Origin of the sequence: Humidesulfovibrio mexicanus, from assembly GCF_900188225.1 — a bacterium.
GTDB classification, from domain to species: Bacteria; Desulfobacterota; Desulfovibrionia; order Desulfovibrionales; family Desulfovibrionaceae; genus Humidesulfovibrio; species Humidesulfovibrio mexicanus.
In genome coordinates, this window is the sequence record NZ_FZOC01000006.1 from 169,594 (window position 1) to 192,924 (window position 23,331).

The following is a 23,331-nucleotide window of genomic DNA, read 5'->3' on the forward strand; positions in this document are numbered from 1 at the left end:
TCCGGTTCACGGGAGCGGGAGGCCCTGGCATAAGGAAAGAACGCCATGTCCACCATCAAGCGAATCCTGCGCGACGGCGCCAAGGACAACCTGACGCCGCTGACCACCCTGGACCCCGACTCCATCACCGACTTCGACGAGCTGCTTACGGCCATGGGCCGCACGGCCTTTGGCGGCCGCAGCCTGGGCGAGGCGCTGGACGTGCTGCAGGCCATGGTGGAGGATCCCGACTGCGTGGTGGTGGGCACCTTCTCCGGCGCAATGACCGTGGCCAAGCAGAGCAAGCTGCTCATCAAGATGCTCGACGAGGGCTGGCTGGACGTGGTGGTGTCCACGGGCGCGCTCATGGCCCACGGCTTCATCGAGTCCCTGGGCCTCAAGCACTTCAAGTACGACTCGGGCATGAACGACAAGGCGCTCTTCGACGCCGGGTACAACCGCGTGTACGACACCCTGGAGCCCGAGGCCAACTTCACCCAGGCCGAGCTCGTCATGCGCGAGGTGATGCACCAGCTCATGGACGAGCAGAAGGTCCAGCACCTCTCCAGCGAGCGCATCTGCCGGGCCATCGGCAAGCACCTGTGCAAGAAGTACGACGGCCCCGGCATCCTCAAAAGCGCGTATCAGAAGAACGTGCCGGTCTACATTCCGGCCTTCACGGACTCCGAACTGGCGCTCGACGTGGCCTGCGCCATCCTGGCCAAGGACTTCGGCCACCTGCTGGGCGAGAAAGGCCCGGAGGAGCTGCCCTTCCAGTTCAACCCCTTTCTGGACCTGTTCAGCTATTCCAAGAAGATGCACGGGGCCAAGAAGATGGGCATCTTCACCATTGGCGGCGGCGTGCCGCGCAACTGGGCCCAGCAGGTGGGGCCGTTCTTCGATGTCATGAGCGACCGCCTGGAGCGCGACCTGCCCGCGCGGCGCTTCCACTACGCCATCCGCATCTGCCCGGAGCCCGTGCACTGGGGCGGCCTTTCCGGCTGCACCTACCAGGAGGGCATCAGCTGGGGCAAATTCGTGCCCCCGGCCGAGGGCGGCCGCTTCGCCGAGGTCCACGCCGACGCCACGCTGGCCTGGCCCATCCTCATCAAGGGCCTGCAGGACCGCCTGGCCAAGAAGGCCGCCAAGGCCGGGAAATAGGGGAGCCGCCATGAGCGCGCCCGCCGTGCGCCTGCCCGCGGAGTGGGAGCCCCACGCCGCCACCTGGATCACCTGGCCGCAGAACCCGCGCGACTGGCCGGGCAAGTTCGCGCCCATGCCCTGGGCCTTTGCCGAGATCATCCGCGCCATCGCCAATGCGGAAGGGAGCGAGCGCGTGCGCGTGGCCGTGGGCGACGCCAAGGTCGCCAAGCGCGCGAAAGGGCAGCTGGCCAAGGCCCACGTGGACCTCTCCCGCGTGGACATCCACATCATCCCCACGGACCGGGGCTGGATGCGCGACTGCGGCCCCTGCTTCGTGGAACGCGGCGGCGCGCTCGCCATCGCGGGCTTCGGCTTCGACGCCTGGAGCAAGTACCCGGAGTTCGCCCTGGACGCCCAGGTGCCCGCCATCGCGGCGGACATTCTGGGGCTCCCCATTGCTCCCGTGCTGCACAAGGGCAGGCAGGTCATCTTCGAGGGCGGCGCGCTGGACACCAACGGCCGGGGCGTGCTCGTCACCACCGAGGAATGCTGCCTGGACCCGGACATCCAGGTGCGCAACCCCGGCTTCACCCACGCGGACTACGAAGCCGTGTTCGCGCAGGCCTTGGGAACCCCACACACCATCTGGCTCAAAAACGGCATCAAGGGCGACGACACCCACGGGCATGTGGACGACTTCTGCCGCTTCACCGATGCGCGCACCCTGGTGCTCTGCCAAGAAACGAACCCGGCCGACGAGAACCACGCCATCCTTGAGGAGAACCGCGAAATCCTTGAGGGCGCGAAGCTGCAGGACGGCTCGCGGCCCGAGGTCGTCCGCCTGCCCATGCCCGCGCCGCTGTACTTCGACGGCCTGCGTCTGCCCGCCAGCTACGCCAACTTCCTCATCACCAACGCGGCCGTGCTCGTGCCCACCTTCAACGACGCGAACGACCGCATCGCCCTGGGCGTCCTGGCCGAATGCTTCGACCGCCCCGTCGTCGGCATCCACGCCGTGGACCTGGTGTGGGGCCTGGGCACGGTGCATTGTTTGACCAGGCAAGAGCCCGCCACACGGTAGACCTCAATAGTTCTGTATGTATTATTGATTTTTTGTACCGTTCCGTGCTAGCTTTTGGCCTCGGCTACTTGTTTGTGACCGAAGGACCTTAGGCAGGGAACCGCATGCTACGAATCACATCTGAATACTTTTCCGAGCAAGAAGCAAAGAGTCCAACTCGCCGTTCTTTTGCGCAAAATACTGGCATTCAGAAGAACAAAAAGCCAGGGGCTTGCAAATCTTTCTCCGTTCGCTTCAAAGAGAGCATTGCCCCAATCTATGAGGCAATGACATCATACTCGCTGAGGCACAATCCAAATTTTGATAATTATTGGCACCCGCTACATTCCGACGCTGACGTTTTTGCCGTCGAAGAATGGGAACGTCAGCAAGGAACACGTGTCTTTCTCCGCGATTGCCTCTCCTGTTCAATAGCTCTTGATTACAACTTTACAGACAACACCTCTGGTATCCACACCGCCATCGGCCAGCTCGAATACGAGGCGAAAAGCAACAACGACGCATCAGCCATCGGCCAACTCGGCAGGCACCTTTCTGCCGCCATTCAATCATTGCCATTTTATAAGAATGCACCCCTCGTCGCAGCTGTGCCTGCCCGGCCAGGAAAAACATCGCCTGACCTCCCCACGGCTCTCGCCAAGCAGCTTGCGGCATCGCTAGGCCTGACAGACTTGACCCCGCATTTTCAATATTATGGGCCAAAGGCCCAACTGAAAGAACTCCCCCTTGACGAACGCTGGGCAGCATGGGAAGGAGCTCGGCTCTCCATGTCCGACGCAGGCGCGGCGCTCCTGAAAGACCATTCGGTGATACTCATCGACGACAAATACCAATCTGGGGTCAGTGCGAACTTTGTCGCAATGATTCTCCAGCAGCACGGGGCGGCGGAGATATACGGTCTTTACGCGGTAAAAACCTTGCGAGATAAGGACAACACCTAAATTGCCTTTGCCCCAAAACTGTGGCAACAAACACAGCATGACGAATCTCATACAGCCGATGCTCGCGCCCGCTGCGCTTGACCTTGGGGATGAAGGCTTTCCCCTGGCTGTTGCTCGCCTGTTGGGAAGCAAGACACCGAAGACGCTGTACTGCCAGGGCAATCTCGCACTGCTTGGCAAGCCCGCCGTAGGCTTCTGCGGTTCGCGCAAGGCCAGCGAAAAAGGGCTCAGAGTCGCCGCCGACTGCGCGACCCAGCTCGCACAAAGCGGCATCGTGGTAGTTTCCGGCTATGCGGCAGGCGTTGACTATGCCGCCCACAAAGCCGCGTTCGAGGCCGGGGGCTCCACCATACTCGTCCTGCCGGAAGGCATTGAACACTTCCGCATCCGCAAAACCCTGGTTCAAGACTGGGACTGGGACCGTGCGCTGGTCATCAGCCAATTCCCGCCGTCTGCGGGCTGGAAAACCTATCGCGCCATGGAGCGCAACACCCTCATCATCGCCCTTTCCCGTGCCATGATCGTCATTGAGGCCGGGGCGACAGGCGGTACCCTGCACGCAGGGGAAAGCACACTGAAAATGGGACTCCCCCTTTATGTGGTCGAATACGGCGACATGGCCAATGAAGCCCCAGGAAATGCCGTGCTCATCGCCAAGGGTGGAATTCGCGTCCGGAAAAATCCGCAGCTCGGTGTCGCCAATGTCGAGGCGATCCGTCAGGCGGCTTCAAAACCGCTTGTGGTCTCCTCCATGCAAAGCGCTTCTCTTCCCCTCGCCTTCGCCACATAATACCATCCACTCCCTGAGGAGGTAGGAGCCCAGGCGTTAGCTGTAACACGCTGACGTTTCATCAAATAAAAACAAAAACCGCCCCGGCCCGCCAGCCGGGGCTTTTTTTCGGAAAAACCCCGCCCGTTGACACAAGTCAAAGAACCGATGCAAAGGTTATCGTAAACCCATTTTGCGGGCGGGGCCCTCCCGGCCGCCTGAACCCGCAAACCGGACGACAACCCAGAGCGAGGAGGCGACCAATGTTTTGCAATCAGTGTGAACAGACCGCCAAGGGAACAGGATGCACGCAGATCGGCGTGTGCGGCAAGCAGCCCGACGTGGCCGCCCTGCAGGACCTCTTGATATACGCCTGCCAGGGCCTCAGCGTGGCGGCCCACGCCGTGGACCAGAAAGGCCAGCACGACGAGGCCACGGACGATTTCGTCTATGCCGCCGTGTTCAGCACCCTGACCAACGTCAACTTCGACGCCGGGCGCTTCCCGGCGCTCATCAACAAGGCCGTGGAACTGCGCGAGTGCATGAAGGCCCGCGCCGCCAGCCTGGGCGCAAGCCTGCCCGCCACCCCGGCGCTCGCCTTCGCCCCGGCGGCCGACATCCCCGGCCTGGTGAAGCAGGGCGAAGAACACGCCATCAACGCCGTGGACCCCAACGCCGATGTGCAGTCCCTCAAGCAGACCGTCATCTACGGCATCAAAGGCGTAGCCGCCTACGCCGACCACGCGGCCATCCTGGGAAAGCGCGACCACGCCGTGGCCGCATACATATACGAGGCCCTGGCCAAGGCCCTGCGCACCGACCTGGACCTGGCCGCCTGGGTGGACCTGGCCATGCGCTGCGGCCAGGCCAACCTCAAGGCCATGGAGCTCCTGGACGCCGCCAACACCGGCGCATACGGGCATCCCACGCCCACGCCCGTGCCCATCGGCCACCGCAAGGGCAAGTGCATCCTGGTCTCCGGCCACGACCTGCGCGACCTGGAGACGCTGCTTCAGGCGACCGAGGGCAAGGGCATCGACATCTACACCCACGGCGAGATGCTGCCCTGCCACGGCTACCCCAAGCTCAAGGCCTACAAGCACTTCTTCGGTCACTACGGCACGGCCTGGCAGAACCAGATCAAGGAATTCGCCGAGTTCCCCGGCGCCATCCTCATGACCACCAACTGCATCCAGAAGCCGGCCGCCAGTTACATGCCCAACATCTTCACCACCGGGCTGGTGGGCTGGCCCGGCGCGGTGCACGTGGGCAACCAGGACTTCAGCGCGGTCATTGAGCGCGCCCTGGCCCTGCCCGGCTTCACCGACGACCTGGACAAGGGCGAGGTGCTGGTGGGCTTCGGCCACAACGCCGTCATGAACGTGGCCGGGGCGGTCATCGACGCCGTGAAGGCCGGAAAGATCCGCCACTTCTTCCTGGTGGGCGGCTGCGACGGGGCCAAGCCCGGCCGCAACTACTACACCGAGTTCGTGGAAAAGGCCCCGGCCGACACCGTGATCCTCACCCTGGCCTGCGGCAAGTTCCGCTTCTTCGACAAGAAGCTCGGCGACATCGGCGGCATTCCGCGCCTGCTCGACATCGGCCAGTGCAACGACGCCTACTCCGCCATCCAGATCGCCCTGGCCCTGGCCGGTGCCTTCAACTGCGGGGTCAACGAACTGCCGCTCTCCCTCATCCTGTCCTGGTACGAGCAGAAGGCCGTGGCCATCCTGCTCACCCTGCTGTCGCTGGGCATCAAGGACATCCGCCTGGGGCCCAGCCTGCCCGCCTTCGTGACCCCGAACGTGCTGAACTTCCTGGTGGAAAACTTCAACATCAAGCCCATCAGCACCCCGGACGAGGATTTGAAGGCCATCCTGGGCTAGCGCAGCCACAAGCTCCGCTCCACACTCACCACCGACGCGGGGAGCGACGAACCTCCCCGCGCCGCAAAAGGACCAGACCATGCGAGCCACCCGAAAGCTCATCACCGTGAACGAGGACCTCTGCAACGGCTGCGGCAACTGCGTCACCGGCTGCGCCGAGGGCGCGCTGGCCATCATCGACGGCAAGGCCAGGCTGGTGAACGAGGTGTTCTGCGACGGCCTGGGCGCATGTCTGGGCGAGTGCCCCACCGGCGCGCTCAGCATTGTGGAAGTGGAGGCCGAGGACTTCGATCCCGCGGCCGTGACCGCCCACCTGAGCGCCCAAGGCCGCGAAACGCCCGACCACATGCCCGACCCCGCGAGCCTTCGGCTTGGCGCGGGCTGCCCGGGCAGCCGGGCCATGACCCTGGGCGGCGGAGCCGCGCCCGGCGCGAGCGCCTGCCAGCAGGCCAACGTGCCGCGCCAGCAAAGCCCGGCCATCTCCAACCTCGCCCACTGGCCCATCCAGCTGCGCCTGGTGCCGCCAAGCGCACCTTTTCTGCAGAACGCCCGGCTGCTGCTCACGGCCGACTGCGTCCCTCCCTCGCTGCCGGACTTCAACGACCGCCACCTTCCCGGACGCGTGCTGCTGCTTGGCTGCCCCAAGTTCGACGATGCGCAAAGCCACATCGACAAGCTGACCGCAATCCTTGCCGCCAACAGCATCAAGGACATCACCGTGCTGCAGATGGAGGTGCCCTGCTGCAACGGCATGACCGCCATCGCCCGGCGCGCGGTCCAGGCTGCGGAAAGCGGCGTGCCCGTGAACACCATTGTCGTCACCCGCGACGGCCAGATTCAGAACCCGCCCTCCGGCGGACTGCGCCCCCTGGGCTGAACGCCACCACAACAGGAGCCTCGCCATGAAGATCCACCGCATTCCCGAAAACCCCTTCAAGGATACCGGCCCGGCCATGACCCTTGTGCACGAAAGCGAGCACATGAAGGCCATCAACTTCAACTTCAAGGCGGGCCAGGCCCTGCCCCTGCACTCGCACAACATCGAGGGCGAACTGGCGCTGACCATTCTGGAAGGCGAGGGCGAATTCCTTTCCGAGGACGGCAAGGTTCCGGCCAAGGCCGGAGATGTGCTGGTGTGCCCCATCTCCACACCGCACGGCGTAAGCGCCGCCACGGACATGCGCGTGCTGGTGGTCATCGCCCCGCCCATCTAGCCGCCGCGCCGCCATATGGCGCGGGGAGCGCCGCTGCGTACGCATTTGCCCAAAAGGCCGCCCTTGGGTACGGTGGGGGTTCCCCCGCCGCCACGGCGGTCCAATCACAGCAAAGCGAGGCAGCCATGACCCACACGCGCCCCCCCTTCCCCCACGTCCCCGCTCCGGCTGGCCCGGTCCTTCGGGAGGCGGCGTGAGGCGGCTGCCCGCGGCCCTGGTCCTGGCGCTCTGCCTGGCCGTCCCGGCCCGCGCCGCCGATCCCGCCGTGCCGAAAGCGGCCACGCCCGCCGGGGCCGAACCCGCCTCAACAGCCGCCGCCGAGCCCGCGCCCGGGGCCGAGTGGCGCGAAACCATCACCGGCATGGAGTTCCGCTGGATTCCCACGGGCTGCTTCGTCATGGGCGCGCCGGAGGACGAGCCCGGCCGCGAGGACGACGAGGGGCCGCAGCACACGGTGTGCCTGTCCGGTTTCTGGATGGGCGCCACGGAGGTGACCGGGGGCCAATGGCGGGCCGTCTTGGGGGACGATCCCTCGCTCATCAAGAACGACGACCAGTACCCTGTGGACATGATCTCCTGGGACATGGCCCAGAACTACGTGCGCGAGCTGAACGCCCGCACGGGCGGCGGCTTCCGCCTACCCACCGAGGCCGAGTGGGAATACGCTTGCCGCGCCGGAACGACCACGGCCTACAGCTTCGGACCGGAAATCACGAAGGAGCAGGCGGCGTTCGACAAGCCCTTCCGGCTGGCGGCCGAGCCCATCGCCCCGAAAAAACGGCGCGGCTCCCGGCGCAAGGCGATCCGGCGGCAGCCGCGCACGTGGCCCAACATGCACACCACGCTGGCAGCCAGCTATCCGGCCAACGCCTTTGGCCTGCACGACATGCACGGCAATCTTTGGGAATGGTGCCAGGACGAATACGACGCCGAGGCCTACCGCAAGACGGCGAAGGAGAATCCGGTGGTGCGCGGCGATGGCGAATCCCGCGTCATGCGCGGGGGGTCCTGGGTGACCAAGGCCGATGCCCTGCGCAGCGCCAACCGCAGCCACGCCTGGCCGGACATGGCCACGGCCTTCTATGGCCTGCGCCTGGTGCGCGACGCCCGGCCAGCCGAGCCCTTGCCGGAAACCGAAAAGCCCTAGCCGTTCAGGAACGCCCTGAGGGCGCTGGACACGGCCTCCAACTGCGCCTGCTCAAGCATGGTAGGAAGGGCAGAGGGTGCCGCGGGCACGCCGCCGCTACGCGAAGGACAGGGCGCCGTGTTCCAGCAAGATGCGCAGCCCGATGGCCAGAAGCACCGCGCCGCCCAAAAGCTCCGCATAGCGGCCGATGGCCGCCACGCGCCGCGCCATGCAGCCTATCCTCAAGCCCAGGGCGGTGATGGCGAAGCACACCACGCCGATGACCAGCGCCGGAACCAGGATGCCCTGCCCGAGCATCGCAAAGGAAAGCCCCACAGCCAGGGCGTCGACGCTGGTGGCCACGGCCAGGACCAGAAGCGGCCAGCCGCGCGTGCGGTCCACGGGCTCGCAGCCGGGGTCGTCGGGGGTCTGGGTCAGCCCCTCCCAGATCATCTTGCCGCCCACAAAGGCCAGCAGCGCGAAGGCCAGCCAATGGTCAAAGGCCTCTATGCGCCCGCGCACGGAAAAGCCCAGCAGCCAGCCCGCCACGGGCATGAGCGCCTGGAACAGGCCAAAGGCCCCGGCCATGCGCAGCACGTGTCCCGGCCGCACCCGGCCCAGGCAAATGCCCGTGGCCAGCGCCACCGCGAAGGCGTCCATGGCCAGCGCCACGGCGATGGCCAAAAGCGTTGCAAAGGGCATGTGTCCTTCCTGGCGGGAATCCCGGCTACAACACGTCCCAGGCCTGGCCCTGCGGGGTGTCCTTCACTTCCACCTTCATGGCGGCCAACTCGTCGCGAATGGCGTCGGAGCGGGCGAAGTCCTTGGCCTTCCTCGCCTCCAGGCGCTCGGCCAGCAGGGCCTCCACCCGTGCCGGTTCAATGCCCGCGCGCCCGGCGCGGCAGGCTTTCAGGGCCGCCAAAAAGGCCTCGGGCTCCTGCCCGAACACGCCCAGCACGCCCGACCACTTGGCCACCTCGGCCTTGATGCGCGCAAGCAGCTCGCGCCCGGCCTCGGACTTGCGGTAGGCCTTGTCGTCCAGCACACGCCCGGCCAAACGCACCATGCCGAACAGGTGCCCCAGGGCCGCGGCGGTGTTCAGGTCATCCTCGAAAGCCTCCACGAAGCCCTGCTCATACCCGGCCTGCTCGTCCAGAATATCCTGCGGCAGCGGCGTCTTGGACCACTTGGTCCCGGCAAGGGCCGCATCGATCTGGGACAGGGCGGCGTACACGCGGCGCGCGCCCTTTTCCGCCTCCTCCAGCGCGTCGAAGGAGAAATCCAGCGGGCTGCGATAGTGCATGGTGAGCAGGAAATAGCGCAGCACCTGGGGCAGGAACCGGGCCAGAATGTCGCGAATGGTGAAAAAGTTGCCCAGGGACTTGGACATCTTCTCGGAGTTGATCTGCACGAAGCCGTTATGCACCCAGAACTTGGCGAAATCCTTGCCCGTGGCCGCCTCGCTCTGGGCGATCTCGTTCTCGTGGTGCGGAAAGGCCAAATCCTGACCGCCGCCGTGGATGTCCAGAGGAAGCGGCATGTACTTCTCGCTCATGGCGCTGCACTCCAGGTGCCAGCCGGGGCGTCCCAGTCCCCAGGGGCTCTGCCAGGAGGGCTCGCCGGGCTTGGCCGCCTTCCACAAGGCGAAGTCCAGCGGGTCGCGCTTTTCCTCCCCGGGCTCCACGCGCGCGCCGGAAACCAGATCCTCGATGTTGCGGCCGGAGAGCTTGCCGTAGCCGGGGAAGCTGCGCACCGCGAAATACACGTCGCCGCTCGGCGTGGCGTAGGCATGGCCCTTGGCGATAAGCCCCTGGGTAAGCGCGACCATCTCCGCGATGTGCTCGGTGCACTTGGGCTCCACGTCCGCGCGCAGCACGCCCAGCGCGTCCATGTCCACATAGAACTCGCCGATGAACTTCTCGGCGATCTCCTGGGAGCTGACGCCCACTTCATTGGCGCGCTTGATGATCTTGTCGTCCACGTCGGTGAAGTTGCGCACAAAGGTCACGTCATAGCCCTTGTGCCGCAGATAGCGCACCAGCACGTCGAAGACCACGGCGCTGCGCGCGTGGCCGATGTGGCAGAAGTCGTAGGCGGTGATGCCGCAAACGTACATGGACACGGCGTTGCCGCGCTGGGGGACGAATTCCTGCTTGGTCCGGCCAAGGGTGTTGTACAGGCGCATGAAAACTCCAAACGGTGCGATTGTTTGTGGTGGGGGCCGGGGCGGCGACCCGGAAAAGCTCCTACACTTCCAGCCCCTGCTCGCGGTACTCGTTCAATTTGTTGCGCAGGGTGCGCACGGAGATGCCCAAAAGCTCCGCCGCCTGGGTGCGGTTGCCGCTGGTCTCGCTTAGGCTCTTGAGGATGAGCTGCTTCTCCATCTCGTGCAGGGGCATGACGGACACGGCCTCCTGCCGGGTGGTGGGCGGCGCGGGCTGCGGGGCTGCGTCCGTCCCGGCGGGGGCGGGTTCGTGCCCCGGCGCATCGGCCTCCGGCAAATCAATGCCCCAGGCGTCGCCGTCGAGCAGGAAGTGCCGCTGCTGGATGGGTCCGCCCTGGGCCAGCAGCACGGCGCGCTCCATGAGGTTCTGCAGCTCGCGGACATTGCCCGGCCAATCATAGGCGGCAAGCCAGGCGCGGGCGTCCTCGGCAAAGGCTTGCTGCCCCATGCCGTAGGCCGCGGCGTACTTGGCGGCGAAATAGTCGGCCAGAAGCATCACGTCGCCGCCGCGCTCGGAAAGCGCAGGCAGCCGCAGCGGAATGACGTTCAGACGGTAGAACAGGTCCTGGCGGAACTTGCCCTCGCGCACGGCCTGCTCGATGTCGCGGTTGGTGGTGGCCAGCACGCGCACGTCCACGCTGATGGTCTCCACCCCGCCCACGCGGTCGATCTCGCCCTCCTGCAGCACGCGCAGCAGCTTGGCCTGCAGGGCCAAATCCATTTCGGTGATCTCGTCCAGCAGAATGGTGCCGCCCTGGGCCAGCTCGAACTTGCCCAGCTTGCGGTTGATGGCCCCGGTGAACGCGCCCTTTTCGTGGCCGAAGAGCTCGCTTTCCAGCAGGTGCTCGGGCAGGGCCGCGCAGTTGATGGCCACAAAAGGCTCGCGCGCGCGGTCGGAATTGTGGTGGATGAAGCGGGCGAACATTTCCTTGCCGGTGCCGGAGGGGCCGGAGATGAGCACCGTGGCCTTGCTGCGCGCCACCTGCCGGGCCAGCGCCAGCACACGCTGCACCGCCGGGTGTCGGCCGATGATCTGGAAGCGCCCGGCCGTGGAGTCCTGCTGCCCTGCGGTGCGGGCCACGGGACTGGCGGCGTTGGAGGAAAGCCTCCCGCCATGGCCCGCGGAGCCGGACGAGGCGTTGGACAGGACCAGCGGCCCGGCGGCGTTGGAGGCCAGGCGCGGCGCGGCGACGCGCGGCGGGTCCGGCGTTTCTTCCGCCGGGGGCAGCACCAGGTGGATCTTCTCCCAGGCCAGCGGCTCCAGCCAGTAGTCGCGCGCGCCCAGTTCCAGATACTTCTGGGCCTCCTCCGCGCTGCCGGAGCGCGAGAAGATGATCACCGGCGGCGCGGCCTCGCCCTTGTCCCCCAGTTCGGCCAGGCGGGAGAGCAGGGCCATGGCGTCGTAGCCGGACATGCTGGGCCGCGAGAAAATGAGCGCGGGCTGCGAACGCTTGAGGAAGGCCAGGGCGGAGGTGAGGCCGTCGGCGACGCCAGCCTGCACCCCGGCGTCGCGCAGGGCGGGAAAGATGCCGCTGACGGATTGCGGCTCGGCGATGAAGAGAATCGTCCGCTCTGACATATCACAGGGCTTGTAGCCCCAATGCCCGGCATTATCAAGAGAGTCCGGACGCCGCCCGTCGCGCGCTGGCCGAACCAGATGCCGCGTTTGCGGTCCGGCCCGGCATCTGGTAGCAGGCAAGGCAGGAGAATCACGTGCCGACAAGCATCCCCGTCTTCTGCCACCACAACGTCAGCGAGGCCGACGGCCACACCCCGCGCCAGTTCGAGGAGCACCTCGCCGCCATCCGCGACGCGGGCTTCCGCACCATCTCCACCCGCGAGCTGGTGGCCGCCATGTCCGGAGCCGTGCCCATGCCGAAAAAGGCCTGCGTGCTCACCTTCGACGACTGCCACTTGAGCAACTGGACCGTGGCCGCGCCCCTGCTGGCCAAATACTCCATGACCGCCACGTTCTTCTGCGTCACGGACTTCATCGGCCAGGGGGACAAGCGCCCGCAGCTGCCGCCCGAGGCCGGTGGCCCGGAGCTTTTCACCGCGCCGGAAAGCTTCCGCCGCGTGCTGGACGCGGACGACCGCACACAGTTCCTGAACGAGGCCGAGCTTCGCGCCTTGATCGCGGACTACGGCTTCGAGGTGCACGGCCACAGCGCCCGGCACCAGGGGGCCTTCCGCGACCTGCGCCTGATCGCGCGGCTGGGCGACGCCCACGCCCACTGGAGCGCCACGGGCATCTACCCGAAGCGCCTGCGCCGCGCGCCCGGCGCCCGCGATCTGCCGCTCTTCTCCACGGGCAGCGCCTACGCCTACAACGGCTATTGGCCCCACCTGCGGCCGGCGGACGACGGCCTGTACTTCCGCCGCCGCAGCGACGCCGAACGCCGGACCTTCTGCCTGGAGGACTTCGGCCGCTGCGTGGCGCGGATGCGCGAGGTGAACGGCGGCGGCCCGCAGTACCTGTGCTGGCCCTGGGGCCAGTATGACGAACTCTCCCTGGCCTGCGCGCGCGAGGCCGGGTTCGAGGCCGCCTTCAGCCTGGAGCGCAGCGCCAACGCCGCCGGAGGCGATGTCATGCGCATCCACCGCATCGGCGTGGGCAAGACCAAGGACGGCGCGTGGATGGCGAGCCGCCTGCGCATGTACTCCGGCAGCGTTTCGGCCCGCTTCTTCTTCAAGCTGCTGCGCAAGCGGCCGGAAGTGAAAAGCGTGCTGTACATGACCGATTCGGAAAAACTCTCCGGCGGCAGCAGGCAAATGCTGAACAACATCGTCGGGATGCATGAAAGCGGCCTACGCGTCACCGCGGTCATCCCCCCTGGCTCCGGCTTCCGCGCGGCCCTGGGCCCGCTGACCTCCGGCGCAAACCCGGTGGAGATCGTGGAGTTCGACGGGTTCCGCAACTACGTGCGCGCCGCGTCCTTCGTGGCCCGGCTGGCCCGCCGCGTGAAGGCCGACGTGGTGCACACCTTCCACGCCCGCGCCTACAAGAGCGCGGCCCTGGCCAAGCTGCCCCTTTTCGGGGGCGCGCGCTACCGCCTGTTCATCAACCGGGGCGTCATCTTCCCGCCCAACGCCATCTTCGCCCTCTACTGCCTGGCGGCCCAGGGGGTGACGGTGAACTCCCAGGTCTGCGGCGAGGTGCTGCGCAAGTATCTGGTGCCCCAAAAGCTCCTGCGCCTGGTCTACAACTCCTTCCTGCCGGAGCCGGACATGAACGGCGGCAGGCTTCCGCCCGAGCGCGCCCCGCGCGAGAAGCGCGGCTGCCGCGTGCTCTACCTGGGCAACGAGGGTCCGGCAAAGGGCTTCGACGTGTTCCTGCGCATGGCCGCGGAGCTGGCCCGGCGCGGCGTGCGCGACCTGGAGTTCGTGGGCGCGGGCGTGCGCGACATGCGCGCCTTCGAGCCGCTGGTGACGCCGCCGCTGGCAAGCCGCCTGCGCCTGCCCGGCAATCTTTCCCACGCAGAGGCGCTTGCGGAGCTGCTTGCCGCCGACGTGCTGGTGCTGCCCTCGCGCCAGGAAAGCCTGCCCAACGTGCTGCTGGAGGCTTTCGCCTGCTCCCTGCCCGTGGTGTGCACGACGGTAGGCGGAATGCCCGAACTGGTGCACGACGGGGTCAACGGCCTGCTGCGGCCCTCGGAGGACGTGGACGGCTTGGCCGATGCCGTGGCCCAACTCGCGGCGGACCCGCTCCTGCGCCAGCGCATGGGCCGCATCAACCGGCGGCTTCTGGCCCGGCGCCTGGGCAACGCGGCCAAGACCCTCACCCTGCTGCGCGTCTATTCCGGCGAGGCGCTGTACGAACCCCTGGACATCAAGGCCCTGGCCGACGAACTGGCGCGGGAGGAGGCCTCCGGCCAGCCGGAGGAGAGCAGGCCATGAGCGCGCGGCTGGAAGCGTCCTGGCTGGCCCTGCCCGAATCCCTGCGCGGCCGCTTGGCTTTGGCTTCCACAGGCTGGCGGCATCTGGCTGGCGCTGGCGCGCACTGCCTCGCCCTGGCCCGCGCCGACACTCGGGGCGAGGCACGGGCACTTTGCGCCCTGGCCGCGGACCTGCTCCTCTGGGCCTTTGGCGAGAATCCGCTCTCCGGGCCGCTTGCGGCGGAAATCCTCGCCGCCCCGGAGCTGCCGCTCTCCGCGCCCACGCGCAGAGCGCTTGCGGCCGTGGCGCAGGGCTGGCGCGCGCCCGACGCCAAGGCCGGGGGCATGGCCTATTTCGAGCGCCTGGCCCGGCGGCGCGACACGGAAAAGCTGGCCGCCTTCCTGACCGCCCAGGTGGACAAGGATCCGGCCGGACTGTTCTGGCGCGACAAGGCCCTGGGGCTGGCCCTGTATTGCGGGGAAAACGAGCTTTCGCAAAGCCTTGAGCGCACAGCCCTGTCCGGCTTGCAGGACATGCCCGGTCTGGCGCCCGCGGCCCGAATGCTCGCGGCCCAGTCCGCATTTCTGCGCGGGGACCTGGACTTCTGCCTGGACGAGCTGGTGGGCGACCCCGCGCCCATGCAAGAGGCGTTTGGTCCGGCCTGCGCGGCATCGCGCGCCGGACTGGCCCTGCTTGCCGCCGGGGAGGACACCGCCGCGCTCGGCCTGCTGCGCCAATGCCTGGCCGCCGCGCCCTGGCAGGCCTCGCTGGCGCGCGTGGCCGCCGATGCCGCCAGCGGCCTGCGCCACCGCCGCACCCCGCCCCCCGGCCCGGCGCTGGTCATGCTCTACACCTGGAACAAGGCCGCCGACCTCGACGCCACCCTGGGAAGCCTGGCCGCCTCGGACCTCGCCACCAAGGGCGGAGGCCGGGCGCGCGTGCTTGTGCTGGACAACGGCAGCACCGACGCCACGCCGCACGTCCTGGACGCCTGGACCGCGCGCCTGGGCGAGGGCCTCTTGCGCCTCAGCCTGCCGGTGAACATCGGCGCGCCCGCCGCGCGCAACTGGCTGGCGGCCACGCCCGAGGCCAGGGCCGCCGAGACCCTGGTCTATCTGGACGACGACGTGGACCTGCCGCCGGACTGGCTGCAACGCCTGGGCGCGGGCCTGGAGCACCGGCCCGAGGCCGGGGTGGTGGGCTGCCTGGTGGCCGACTTCCACGCCCCGCACCTGCTGCAGAACGCGGCGGGCCGCCTGGTCGTTCCCGATGACACAATGAGCGACACGGCCGACGGCGCGCCCGAAAACCGCCCCCCCCTGGACTTCCAGAGCCTGACGCCCAACCCCTTCCGCCTGCTGGACGCGCATCTGCAGGGGCCGGACTGGGGGCTCTTCGGCCACATGTCGGACTGCGTGTCCGTCACCGGCTGCTGCCACCTGTTCCGCAGGCGGGCGCTGGACGCCCCGGCGGACCAAGGCGGCGGCTTCTCCCTGGCCCTGGGCCCCTCGCAGTACGACGATTTCGAGCGCGACCTGCGCATGGCCGCCTGCGGCCGCCTGGCCCTGTGCCAGGGGCATTTGCGCGTGCGGCACCGCAAGCGCTCCGGCCTGGCAGCGCAAGGGACGGAAGGCGGCGACGCCTCGTCCAACGCCCTGGGCAACCGGTACAAGATGCAGACCATGCACCCCCGCGAAGAGATCGCGGCCATCATCAACGCCCAGGCCCGGCAGCTGGACAGGGACGCCGCCGCGGCCTTGGCCCTGCTGGACCGGGATCAAGGAGCCGCATGACCGCCACCGACAAGAGCCAGCAATTCCTGGACGAACACGAAGAGCTGGCGCCGGGCCAGGGCTTCCGCTTCGCCTGCCGTCCGGGCGTGTCCTGCTTCGGGGCCTGCTGCTCGGCGCTCGACCTCATGCTCACCCCCTACGACGTTCTGCGCCTGCGCCGCGCCACGGGCCAAAGCTCGCGCGAGTTCGTGCACGAATACGCGGACCAGACCGCCATGCCCGGCGTGGGCCTGCCGCTGTTGCAACTGCACATGCAGGACACTTCGGCCAAGCGCTGCCCCTTTTCCCAGGCGGACCGCAGCTGCGCGGTCTACGAAAACCGGCCCTCGGCCTGCCGGACCTATCCCCTGGGCCGGGCCACCCGGCCAGCAGCGCAAGACGCGGAAGGAGTCGAGGAGCAGATCTTCATCATACGCGAGCCGCACTGCAAAGGCTTTGAGCACACCACGCAATGGAGCCCCGCTTCCTGGATGGACGACCAGGGGCTGTCCGCCTACAACGCCTCCAACGACCGCTACATGGCCCTGGCCGCCGCGCTGCGCGCCCTGGCCGACGCCGGACACAGGCCGGACCAGCGCCACATGGCCATGGCCGGGCTGGCCCTGTACCAGCCCGACGACTTCCAGCGCTTCATCATGACCGCGCGGGTGCTGGAGCATGTGGACATGGACGACGCACGCCGGACGGCCATCATGCGCGACGAGGAAGCCTGCCTGGACTTCGGCTTCGACTGGCTGGAGCTTTCGCTTTTGGGCAAGACGGACCACATCCGGCCAAGGGGGTAGCCCATGGACGCGCTTTCCCATCCCAAGATCCTGTCCCTGCGGGAGTTTCTGCACAAACGAGCCTCGCTGCCGCCCGGCTTCCGGCTGGTGTTCACCAACGGCTGCTACGACATCCTGCATCCCGGCCACGTGGACCTGCTGGCCCGCGCGCGCGCCCTGGGCGACGGCCTGGTGCTGGGCCTCAATTCCGACGCCTCGGTACGGCGCATCAAGGGGGAGCTTTCCGGCCCGCCCCGGCCCGTGAACAGCGAGCGCGAGCGCGCCTTCGTGCTTGCCGGCCTCGCCAGCGTGGACTTCGTGGTGCTCTTCGACGAGGACACGCCGCTTGAACTCATCACGGCCATCCGGCCCCAGGTGCTGGTCAAGGGCGGCGACTGGGACCTCTCGCGCATTGTGGGCCGCGAGGTGGTGGAGGCGGACGGAGGGCGCGTGCTCAGTCTGCCGCTTCTGCCCGGCTACTCCACCACGGCGCTCATCGAGCGCCTGACCAGCGCCCAGGGCAAAGCCGCCGCCACGGGGTGAAGCGGGCGCTTGCTTGACACCTCCCGTGAACCGGGGTACTGGATACAGCTCGGACGGAAACGGGCCAATAGCTCAGTTGGTAGAGCCCCCGGCTCATAACCGGATGGTCCCAGGTTCGACCCCTGGTTGGCCCACCAGAAGCACTGGCCGCCAGCCGGAGCGCGAAGCCTGAAGGGGCGGCGACACACGGCCCGGCGAACGGCAGCAAGGACAGACATTGACACGACGCGCCATCGCGAAGGACGCGCACCATAACGCCCGGACTTGTGCAGGCGAACGCGGATGCTCCCAGGGGGAAACCCTACGGGAGCATCCGCGCGTTTTGGAGGACCGCTGATGGACGCAACCCAGGCGCTTTCCCGCATCCGGGCCTTGGCCCCGGAGGAATATGCCGCGGACTGGGACAACTCCCGCGTGCAGATACGCGGCGCGCGCGCCCGGGTGGGCAAAATCGCCGTGGCGCTGGACCCAGCCCCGGAACTGATGAAGGCCTGCCTGGACTGGGGCGCGGACCTGGTGCTCACCCACCACCCGCTGTATTTCAAGCCCCAAGCCCCCACCACCCCCGGCTGGCACCTGGACGTGCTGCGGCTGTTCCTCTCCGCCGGGGCCTGGCTGTATGCCGCGCACACCAGCCTGGACAGCCGTCCGGACGGCCCGGCCTTCTGGCTTGGGCGCAAGCTGGGCCTTGCCAACCGCGCCACCCTGGAGACCGTGCGGCGCTTCCCCGCGCGGGAGGCGTTCTTCCAAGCCCCCTCGGTCTTTACCGAGCGCGAGGCCCGGCCCCTGCTGGAGAATCCCGGCGTGCTCGCCCTGTCGCAAAGCGCCACCGGCGAGCTGCGCGTGATGGCCGAGGAGCAGGCCTGGCCCGAAATATTCGAAGAGCTGAAGGGCGTGTTCGCGGGCAAGGATCTGGAGGTCTTTGTCCGCAGGCTTGAAAGCCCGGCCGTGGGCGTGGGCTACGGCGAGGCGGGCGACCTGCCCGAGGCCATGGAATACGAGGCCTTCGCGGCCCTGCTTGAAGGCGTGCTCTATGGCGCCCAGCCGCCCTGCCCGCTGACGGGAGCCAAGGGCCTGGCCTGGATCGAATGCGGCCCCAGGCCGGAGCGCATCCGCCGCGTGGCCTACTCCACTGGCTCCGGCGGTTCGCTCATTCCGGCCGCCTTCGCCGCCGGGGCCGACGTGTTCGTCACCGGCGACGTGAAGCACCACGCCGCCATGGAGACCACTGGCCTGGTGCTCGACGTGGGGCATTTTCTGCTGGAAGAAGAGATGATGCGCCTGCTGGCCGCGGAGCTGCAGGAATCCCTCGGCGACGGGGCCGAGGTGCGTTTCTTTGCGGGAAGAAGCCCCTTCCGCTTCCGGGCGCTGGCCTAAGGCCCGCTCCGGCAGTGCGGGGGCACAGCAATATCTTTCCGGTCCAGGGCGTTCCCGGGGCCGAATAAAGCGAGGTGCCGATGTATCAGAAGCAGATCGAGCAGTTGGTGGTCCTGCAGACCGTGGATGACGAGATCATGATCCTGGAGGCCGAGGTGCGCGAGGCCCCCCTGGAGCTCACCGGGCTGGAGACCAAGGTGGCCCAGCTGCGCGAGCGCCAGGCCCAGATCCAGGAACGCCTCGACATCCTGAAGGGCCAGCAGAAGCGGCTCGATGGAGAGATCGAGGACGACGGCCACAAGATCAAGAAGAGCAAGAACAAGCTCATGGCCGTGGGCAACTCCAAGGAATACCACGCCATGATGCGCGAGATGGACTCCATGGAGAAGCTCAACCGCCTGCGCGAGGAAGAGCGCATCGCGGTGATGGAGGAGCTGGAGCGCCAGAACGCCGCCATGCAGGAGCTCGTCACCGAGGTGGAAGGCCTTATGGAAGGCTACGACGCCAAGAAGGCCACCCTGGACGAGCGCATCGGCAAGGCGCAAAGCCGCCTGGACGCGCTGGCCAAGCGCCGCGCCAAGGCCGGCAAGGTGGTGCCGCCGCCGATCCTGGGCCGCTACGAGTTCATCCGTTCGCGCATCGAGCACCCGGTCATCGTGCCGGTGTCCGACGGCGTGTGCGGCGGCTGCCACATCAAGATTCCGCCCCAGTCGTACAACGAGCTGCAGAAGGGCAAGCAGATCCTGGGCTGCCCCAACTGCCAGCGCATCATCTTCTGGGTGGAGCACGCGCCGCACATCAACGACGAGAAATAGACCACACGGCCGGAGTTGGACGGACCGTCGCCGCGCGCCGCAAGGCGCGGGGAGGAAAGTCCGGGCTCCAATGGGCAGGGCGCTGGGTAACTCCCAGGGGGGGCGACCCCCGGAAAGCGCAACAGAAAGCAGACCGCCAGGCGGCCTTCGGGCCGCCGGGTAAGGGTGAAACGGTGGCGTAAGAGACCACCAGCGGCCGTGGTGACACGGTCGGCTAGGCATACCCCGTCTGGAGCAAGACCAAATAGGGAGGCAGGCTGGCCCGGCTATTGCCTCCGGGTAGGTCGCTTGAGGTGGTCGGCAACGGCCATCCTAGAGGAATGACGGTCTCCCGCCCTCGGGCGGTGACAAAACCCGGCTTACAGTCCGACTCCGGCTTGTGACACTGAACCGGGGGCAGGCGCACGCCTCCCCCGGACCCCTCAAGTCCCAGACCGTCCGAAGCAGACGCGGGACCAAGCCCCGCCTGCCCGGACGGCGTGGGCGGTCCCCGCAGCACGTGGACCACACGCAAGGGGAGCAGCATGACATCCACACCTCCGCGCGTTTCCGAAGCCTGGGCCGTGATCCTCGCGGCCGGAGGCGGAACGCGCCTGGCCGAGGCCCTGGCAGCCATTGGCGGCCCGCAGCGCAAGCAGTATGTCGAGCTGGACGGCGCGCCCCTGTTCTGGAAAAGCGCGCGCACCTTCTCGCGCATCCAGGCCGTGCGGGGGCTGGTGTTCGTGTTTCCGCAGGAGGACCTGCACGCCATGCGCGCCGAGGTGGAGCGCCTTTGGGAGCGCGACCCCCTGGGCCTGCCCTGGCGGGCCTGCGCGGGCGGGGCCAGACGGCAGGACTCCGTGCGCCACGGCCTGGCGGAGCTGCCGAAAGAGGCGGCCTGCGTCCTTGTGCACGACGCCGCCCGGCCCTTCGCCAGCGCGGCCCTCTGCGCCCGCGTGCTGGAGGCCCTGGGCCCGGACCGTCCCGCGGCCATCCCCGGCCTGGCCGTGACGGACACCATCAAGCGCGTGGACGCAGACGACATCGTCGTCGATACCCCGGAGCGCGCGGCAATGCGCGGCGTGCAGACCCCGCAGGGCTTTCTGCTGGCCCCGCTTGCGGCCGCGCACCAGCGCGCCCAGGCCGAGGGCTGGGAGGTCACTGACGACGCCATGCTCATGGAGCGGGCAGGACATCCTGTGCGCGTCGTCCCCGGCGAGGAGGCCAACGTGAAGATCACCACCCCGGCGGACTTGCGGCTTTTGCGCCCGTCCAGGGCAGCCTGCCCGCGCACGGGCTGGGGCTACGACGTTCACAAATTTGTCGCCAACGGCGAGGACGACCCCACCGTGCTGGCCAAGGCACGGCCCATGCTTCTGGGCGGGGTGGCCATTCCCGGCGCGCCGCGCGTGCTGGCGCACTCCGACGGGGACGTGCTGCTGCACGCCGTGACCGATGCCCTGCTCGGCATCGCCTGCGCGGGCGACATCGGCCAGCTCTTCCCGGACACAGACCAGGCCTTCGACAACATGCCCAGCGCCGTGTTCGTGGCCGAGGCGTTGGCCCGCGTCCGGGCGGCGGGCTTCCGGCCGGAGCACGCGGATCTGACCATCGTGGCGCAGACGCCCAAGCTCTTCGCCCACAAGGCGCGCATCGCCGCCCAGGTGGCGCGCCTGCTGGAGCTTGCCCCGGGGGCGGTGAACGTGAAGGCCACCACCGAGGAGGGCCTTGGCTTCACCGGCCAGCGCCTGGGCATCAAGGCCGTGGCCGTGGTGACGGCCAGCCCCGACTAACGAAAAGCCAGCCAGTCCCGCCGCGCAGGGCCGGAGCAATCGCTTCGGCCTTTTTTTTTTCGCAACGCGATAGCCGAATTGACAATTCTGCACAATTAAATGTCGCCATCGACACGCCTCACCACACTTCGCGAGCCGCAGCCGTATAGGAGAAAAGCAAAAAACCAATGGATTCTTGGCTATTTTTAGGCCAACCATTCACTTGGCCCGAGTCTTGCTTCTTTCTGGCCGCAACCCACAAAAACGCACCAGGAATGACAATTCCGTCTGCGCAAGGTGGGAAGCGCGATGTCTTCACCCTGCCCTGACGGCAAAGGCGGCTAGATGGCGGCGGACTGCGGAGGAAAGTGCTCCGCGTTCAGCTTTGTATGCAAGAATTGACAAAAAAGCAAAGCGGCAAGCCTGCGCAGGAAAGCACCCGCCAGGCAACACCGGGGCGCACCCCACGGGAGGTTTCCTCAAATGAACGCGGCGGATACTGCCTTCATCATCGTCTGCGCGGCCCTGGTCATGTTCATGACCCCCGGCCTCGGCCTGTTCTACGGCGGCATGGTGCGCAGCAAGAACGTGCTGGCCACCATCATGCAGAGCTTCATCATCGTCGGCCTGGTGTCCGTGCTCTGGGCCGTGGTCGGCTACACCCTGGCCTTCGGCACGGACATGGGCGGGGTCATCGGCGGCCTGGACTTCCTGTTCCTGGGCGGCGTGGGCATGGACGCCACGGGCGGGCCGGTGGAGAACATCCCGCACCTCTTGTTCATGATCTTCCAGTGCATGTTCGCGGTCATCACCCCGGCGCTGATCACCGGCGCCTTTGCCGAGCGCATGAAGTTCGGCGGATTTCTGGTTTTCACCACCCTGTGGCTGCTGGTGGTGTATTGCCCCATGGCCCACTGGGTGTGGGGCAAAGGCTGGATGGCCGAGATGGGCGCCCTTGACTTCGCGGGCGGCGCGGTGGTGCACATGAGCTCCGCCGCCGCGGCCCTGGCCGCGACCGTGGTGCTGGGCAAGCGCAAAGGCCATGGCAGCACGCCCTTCATCCCGCACAACCTGCCCATGACCGTGCTTGGCGCGGCCATCCTCTGGTTCGGCTGGTTCGGCTTCAACGCGGGCAGCGCGCTGGCCGCCGACGGCTTCGCGGTCAACGCCTTCGTGACCACGCACCTGGCCGCCGCGGCCGCGGCTCTGGCCTGGATCCTCATGGAGAAGCTGCACTCCGGCAAGGCCACGACCCTGGGCGCGGCCTCCGGCGCGGTGGCCGGGCTTGTGGCCATCACCCCGGCGGCGGGCTTCGTCACCGCCATGCCCGCCATCCTCATCGGCCTGGGCGGCGGCGTGTTCTGCTTCCTGGGCGTCCTCATGAAGGGCAAGCTCGGCTACGACGACTCCCTGGACGTGGTGGGCGTGCACGGCGTGGGCGGCACCTGGGGCGCCATCGCCACCGGACTTTTCGCCAGCATCAACAAGGCCAGCGGGCTTTTCTATGGCAATCCCTCCCAGCTTTGGATACAGTTGGCTTCAGTGGCCGCCACATGGGCCTTCTGCTTCATCGCGAGCCTTGTTCTCTTCAAGCTGGTGGACGCCACGGTGGGCCTGCGCGCCACGCCCGAGGAGGAAGACCGCGGCCTGGACATCTCCCAGCACAACGAGACCGGCTACCAGGCGTAGCCCGCAGGAGAACGCGTCATGAAGAAAGTCGAGATCATCACCCGCACCTTCAAGCTGGATGACATCAAGGCCGCCCTGTCCGAGATCGGCATCAAGGGCATGACCGTGAGCGAAGTGAAAGGCTTCGGCCGCCAGGGCGGGCACAAGGAAGTGTACCGCGGGGCCGAGTACCAGGTGGACTTCGTGGTCAAGGTCAAGATCGAGGTCGTGGTGGAGGACGCCCGCGTGGCCGATGTCATCGGCGCGGCCACCAAGGCGGCCCGCACCGGGCAGGTGGGCGACGGCAAGATCTTCGTCCTGCCCGTGGACGAGGTGGTGCGCATCCGCACCGGCGAAACCGGCGACGCCGCCGTCTAGCCT

20 protein-coding genes, 1 tRNA gene and 1 other RNA gene are annotated in these 23,331 nt (G+C 67.6%); 19 read left to right on the top strand and 3 right to left on the bottom strand.

Features of this window, described 5'->3' with window-relative positions; all coding sequences use genetic code 11:
* Window positions 1-45: 45 nt before the first annotated feature.
* From CHB73_RS13035 to CHB73_RS13065, 8 genes are all read left to right on the top strand, one after another.
* Window positions 46-1,140 (top strand): deoxyhypusine synthase family protein, encoded by a 1,095-nt coding sequence (locus CHB73_RS13035; protein ID WP_089275033.1) that lies wholly within the window; start codon window positions 46-48, stop codon window positions 1,138-1,140.
* Between the two features lie 10 nt (window positions 1,141-1,150).
* A complete protein-coding gene (locus tag CHB73_RS13040) occupies window positions 1,151-2,203 on the top strand; it encodes an agmatine deiminase family protein (RefSeq protein ID WP_089275034.1) in 1,053 nt (350 codons plus the stop codon).
* A gap of 104 nt (window positions 2,204-2,307) precedes the next feature.
* Window positions 2,308-3,144: a hypothetical protein gene (locus CHB73_RS16540; protein WP_143337391.1), complete on the top strand. Its 837-nt coding sequence runs from the start codon at window positions 2,308-2,310 to the stop codon at window positions 3,142-3,144.
* Between the two features lie 37 nt (window positions 3,145-3,181).
* Entirely contained in the window at window positions 3,182-3,934 is a 753-nt protein-coding gene (locus tag CHB73_RS13045; RefSeq protein ID WP_143337392.1) for a DNA-processing protein DprA, read from the top strand.
* A 242-nt stretch (window positions 3,935-4,176) separates the two neighbouring features.
* Entirely contained in the window at window positions 4,177-5,799 is a 1,623-nt protein-coding gene (hcp, locus tag CHB73_RS13050) for a hydroxylamine reductase (protein ID WP_089275036.1), read from the top strand.
* Between the two features lie 79 nt (window positions 5,800-5,878).
* Complete coding sequence (locus tag CHB73_RS13055; RefSeq protein ID WP_089275037.1) at window positions 5,879-6,676, top strand: ATP-binding protein; 798 nt, start codon at window positions 5,879-5,881, stop codon at window positions 6,674-6,676.
* 25 nt (window positions 6,677-6,701) lie between these two features.
* Complete coding sequence (locus CHB73_RS13060; RefSeq protein WP_089275038.1) at window positions 6,702-7,013, top strand: cupin domain-containing protein; 312 nt, start codon at window positions 6,702-6,704, stop codon at window positions 7,011-7,013.
* Window positions 7,014-7,206: 193 nt separating this feature from the next.
* A complete protein-coding gene (locus tag CHB73_RS13065; protein WP_089275039.1) occupies window positions 7,207-8,160 on the top strand; it encodes a formylglycine-generating enzyme family protein in 954 nt (317 codons plus the stop codon).
* A 96-nt stretch (window positions 8,161-8,256) separates the two neighbouring features.
* Here CHB73_RS13065 and CHB73_RS13070 read toward each other — a convergent pair whose 3' ends face one another.
* The 3 genes from CHB73_RS13070 to CHB73_RS13080 all read right to left on the bottom strand — a co-directional run bounded on the left by CHB73_RS13070 (window position 8,257) and on the right by CHB73_RS13080 (window position 11,942).
* A complete protein-coding gene (locus CHB73_RS13070; protein ID WP_089275040.1) occupies window positions 8,257-8,841 on the bottom strand; it encodes a manganese efflux pump MntP in 585 nt (194 codons plus the stop codon).
* A 25-nt stretch (window positions 8,842-8,866) separates the two neighbouring features.
* On the bottom strand, window positions 8,867-10,324 hold the full coding sequence (cysS, locus tag CHB73_RS13075) for a cysteine--tRNA ligase (RefSeq protein ID WP_089275041.1): 1,458 nt from the start codon (window positions 10,322-10,324) through the stop codon (window positions 8,867-8,869).
* Window positions 10,325-10,385: 61 nt separating this feature from the next.
* The gene (locus tag CHB73_RS13080; RefSeq protein ID WP_089275042.1) at window positions 10,386-11,942 is read right to left on the bottom strand and encodes a sigma-54 dependent transcriptional regulator; all 1,557 of its coding nucleotides are present in this window, start codon (window positions 11,940-11,942) and stop codon (window positions 10,386-10,388) included.
* Between the two features lie 134 nt (window positions 11,943-12,076).
* Between CHB73_RS13080 and CHB73_RS13085 the strand changes: the two genes are divergently transcribed.
* The 11 genes from CHB73_RS13085 (at window position 12,077) to CHB73_RS13135 (ending at window position 23,328) form a co-directional block, all read left to right on the top strand.
* Complete coding sequence (locus tag CHB73_RS13085) at window positions 12,077-14,260, top strand: glycosyltransferase (RefSeq protein ID WP_089275043.1); 2,184 nt, start codon at window positions 12,077-12,079, stop codon at window positions 14,258-14,260.
* Complete coding sequence (locus tag CHB73_RS13090; protein WP_089275044.1) at window positions 14,257-16,032, top strand: glycosyltransferase; 1,776 nt, start codon at window positions 14,257-14,259, stop codon at window positions 16,030-16,032. Before CHB73_RS13085 ends, CHB73_RS13090 begins: the two co-directional genes overlap by 4 nt.
* Window positions 16,029-16,817, top strand: coding sequence for a YkgJ family cysteine cluster protein (locus tag CHB73_RS13095; protein ID WP_089275045.1), 789 nt, complete (start codon window positions 16,029-16,031; stop codon window positions 16,815-16,817). The genes CHB73_RS13090 and CHB73_RS13095 overlap by 4 nt, the downstream gene beginning before the upstream one ends.
* A gap of 3 nt (window positions 16,818-16,820) precedes the next feature.
* Complete coding sequence (gene rfaE2, locus CHB73_RS13100; protein WP_089275046.1) at window positions 16,821-17,339, top strand: D-glycero-beta-D-manno-heptose 1-phosphate adenylyltransferase; 519 nt, start codon at window positions 16,821-16,823, stop codon at window positions 17,337-17,339.
* 61 nt (window positions 17,340-17,400) lie between these two features.
* Window positions 17,401-17,476: transfer RNA gene (locus CHB73_RS13105), tRNA-Ile, on the top strand.
* A gap of 199 nt (window positions 17,477-17,675) precedes the next feature.
* Window positions 17,676-18,716, top strand: a complete 1,041-nt coding sequence (locus CHB73_RS13110; RefSeq protein WP_089275047.1) for a Nif3-like dinuclear metal center hexameric protein — start codon at window positions 17,676-17,678, stop codon at window positions 18,714-18,716.
* Window positions 18,717-18,796: 80 nt separating this feature from the next.
* On the top strand, window positions 18,797-19,531 hold the full coding sequence (locus tag CHB73_RS13115; protein ID WP_089275048.1) for a zinc ribbon domain-containing protein: 735 nt from the start codon (window positions 18,797-18,799) through the stop codon (window positions 19,529-19,531).
* Window positions 19,532-19,542: 11 nt separating this feature from the next.
* Window positions 19,543-19,909, top strand: an RNA gene (gene rnpB, locus CHB73_RS13120) — RNase P RNA component class A.
* 146 nt (window positions 19,910-20,055) lie between these two features.
* On the top strand, window positions 20,056-21,303 hold the full coding sequence (ispD, locus tag CHB73_RS13125; protein WP_089275049.1) for a 2-C-methyl-D-erythritol 4-phosphate cytidylyltransferase: 1,248 nt from the start codon (window positions 20,056-20,058) through the stop codon (window positions 21,301-21,303).
* A 462-nt stretch (window positions 21,304-21,765) separates the two neighbouring features.
* Window positions 21,766-22,971: an ammonium transporter gene (locus CHB73_RS13130; protein WP_089275050.1), complete on the top strand. Its 1,206-nt coding sequence runs from the start codon at window positions 21,766-21,768 to the stop codon at window positions 22,969-22,971.
* An 18-nt stretch (window positions 22,972-22,989) separates the two neighbouring features.
* Window positions 22,990-23,328 carry a P-II family nitrogen regulator gene (locus CHB73_RS13135; protein ID WP_089275051.1) on the top strand — a complete coding sequence of 113 codons (339 nt, stop codon included), beginning with the start codon at window positions 22,990-22,992 and terminating at the stop codon, window positions 23,326-23,328.
* Window positions 23,329-23,331: the final 3 nt, after the last annotated feature.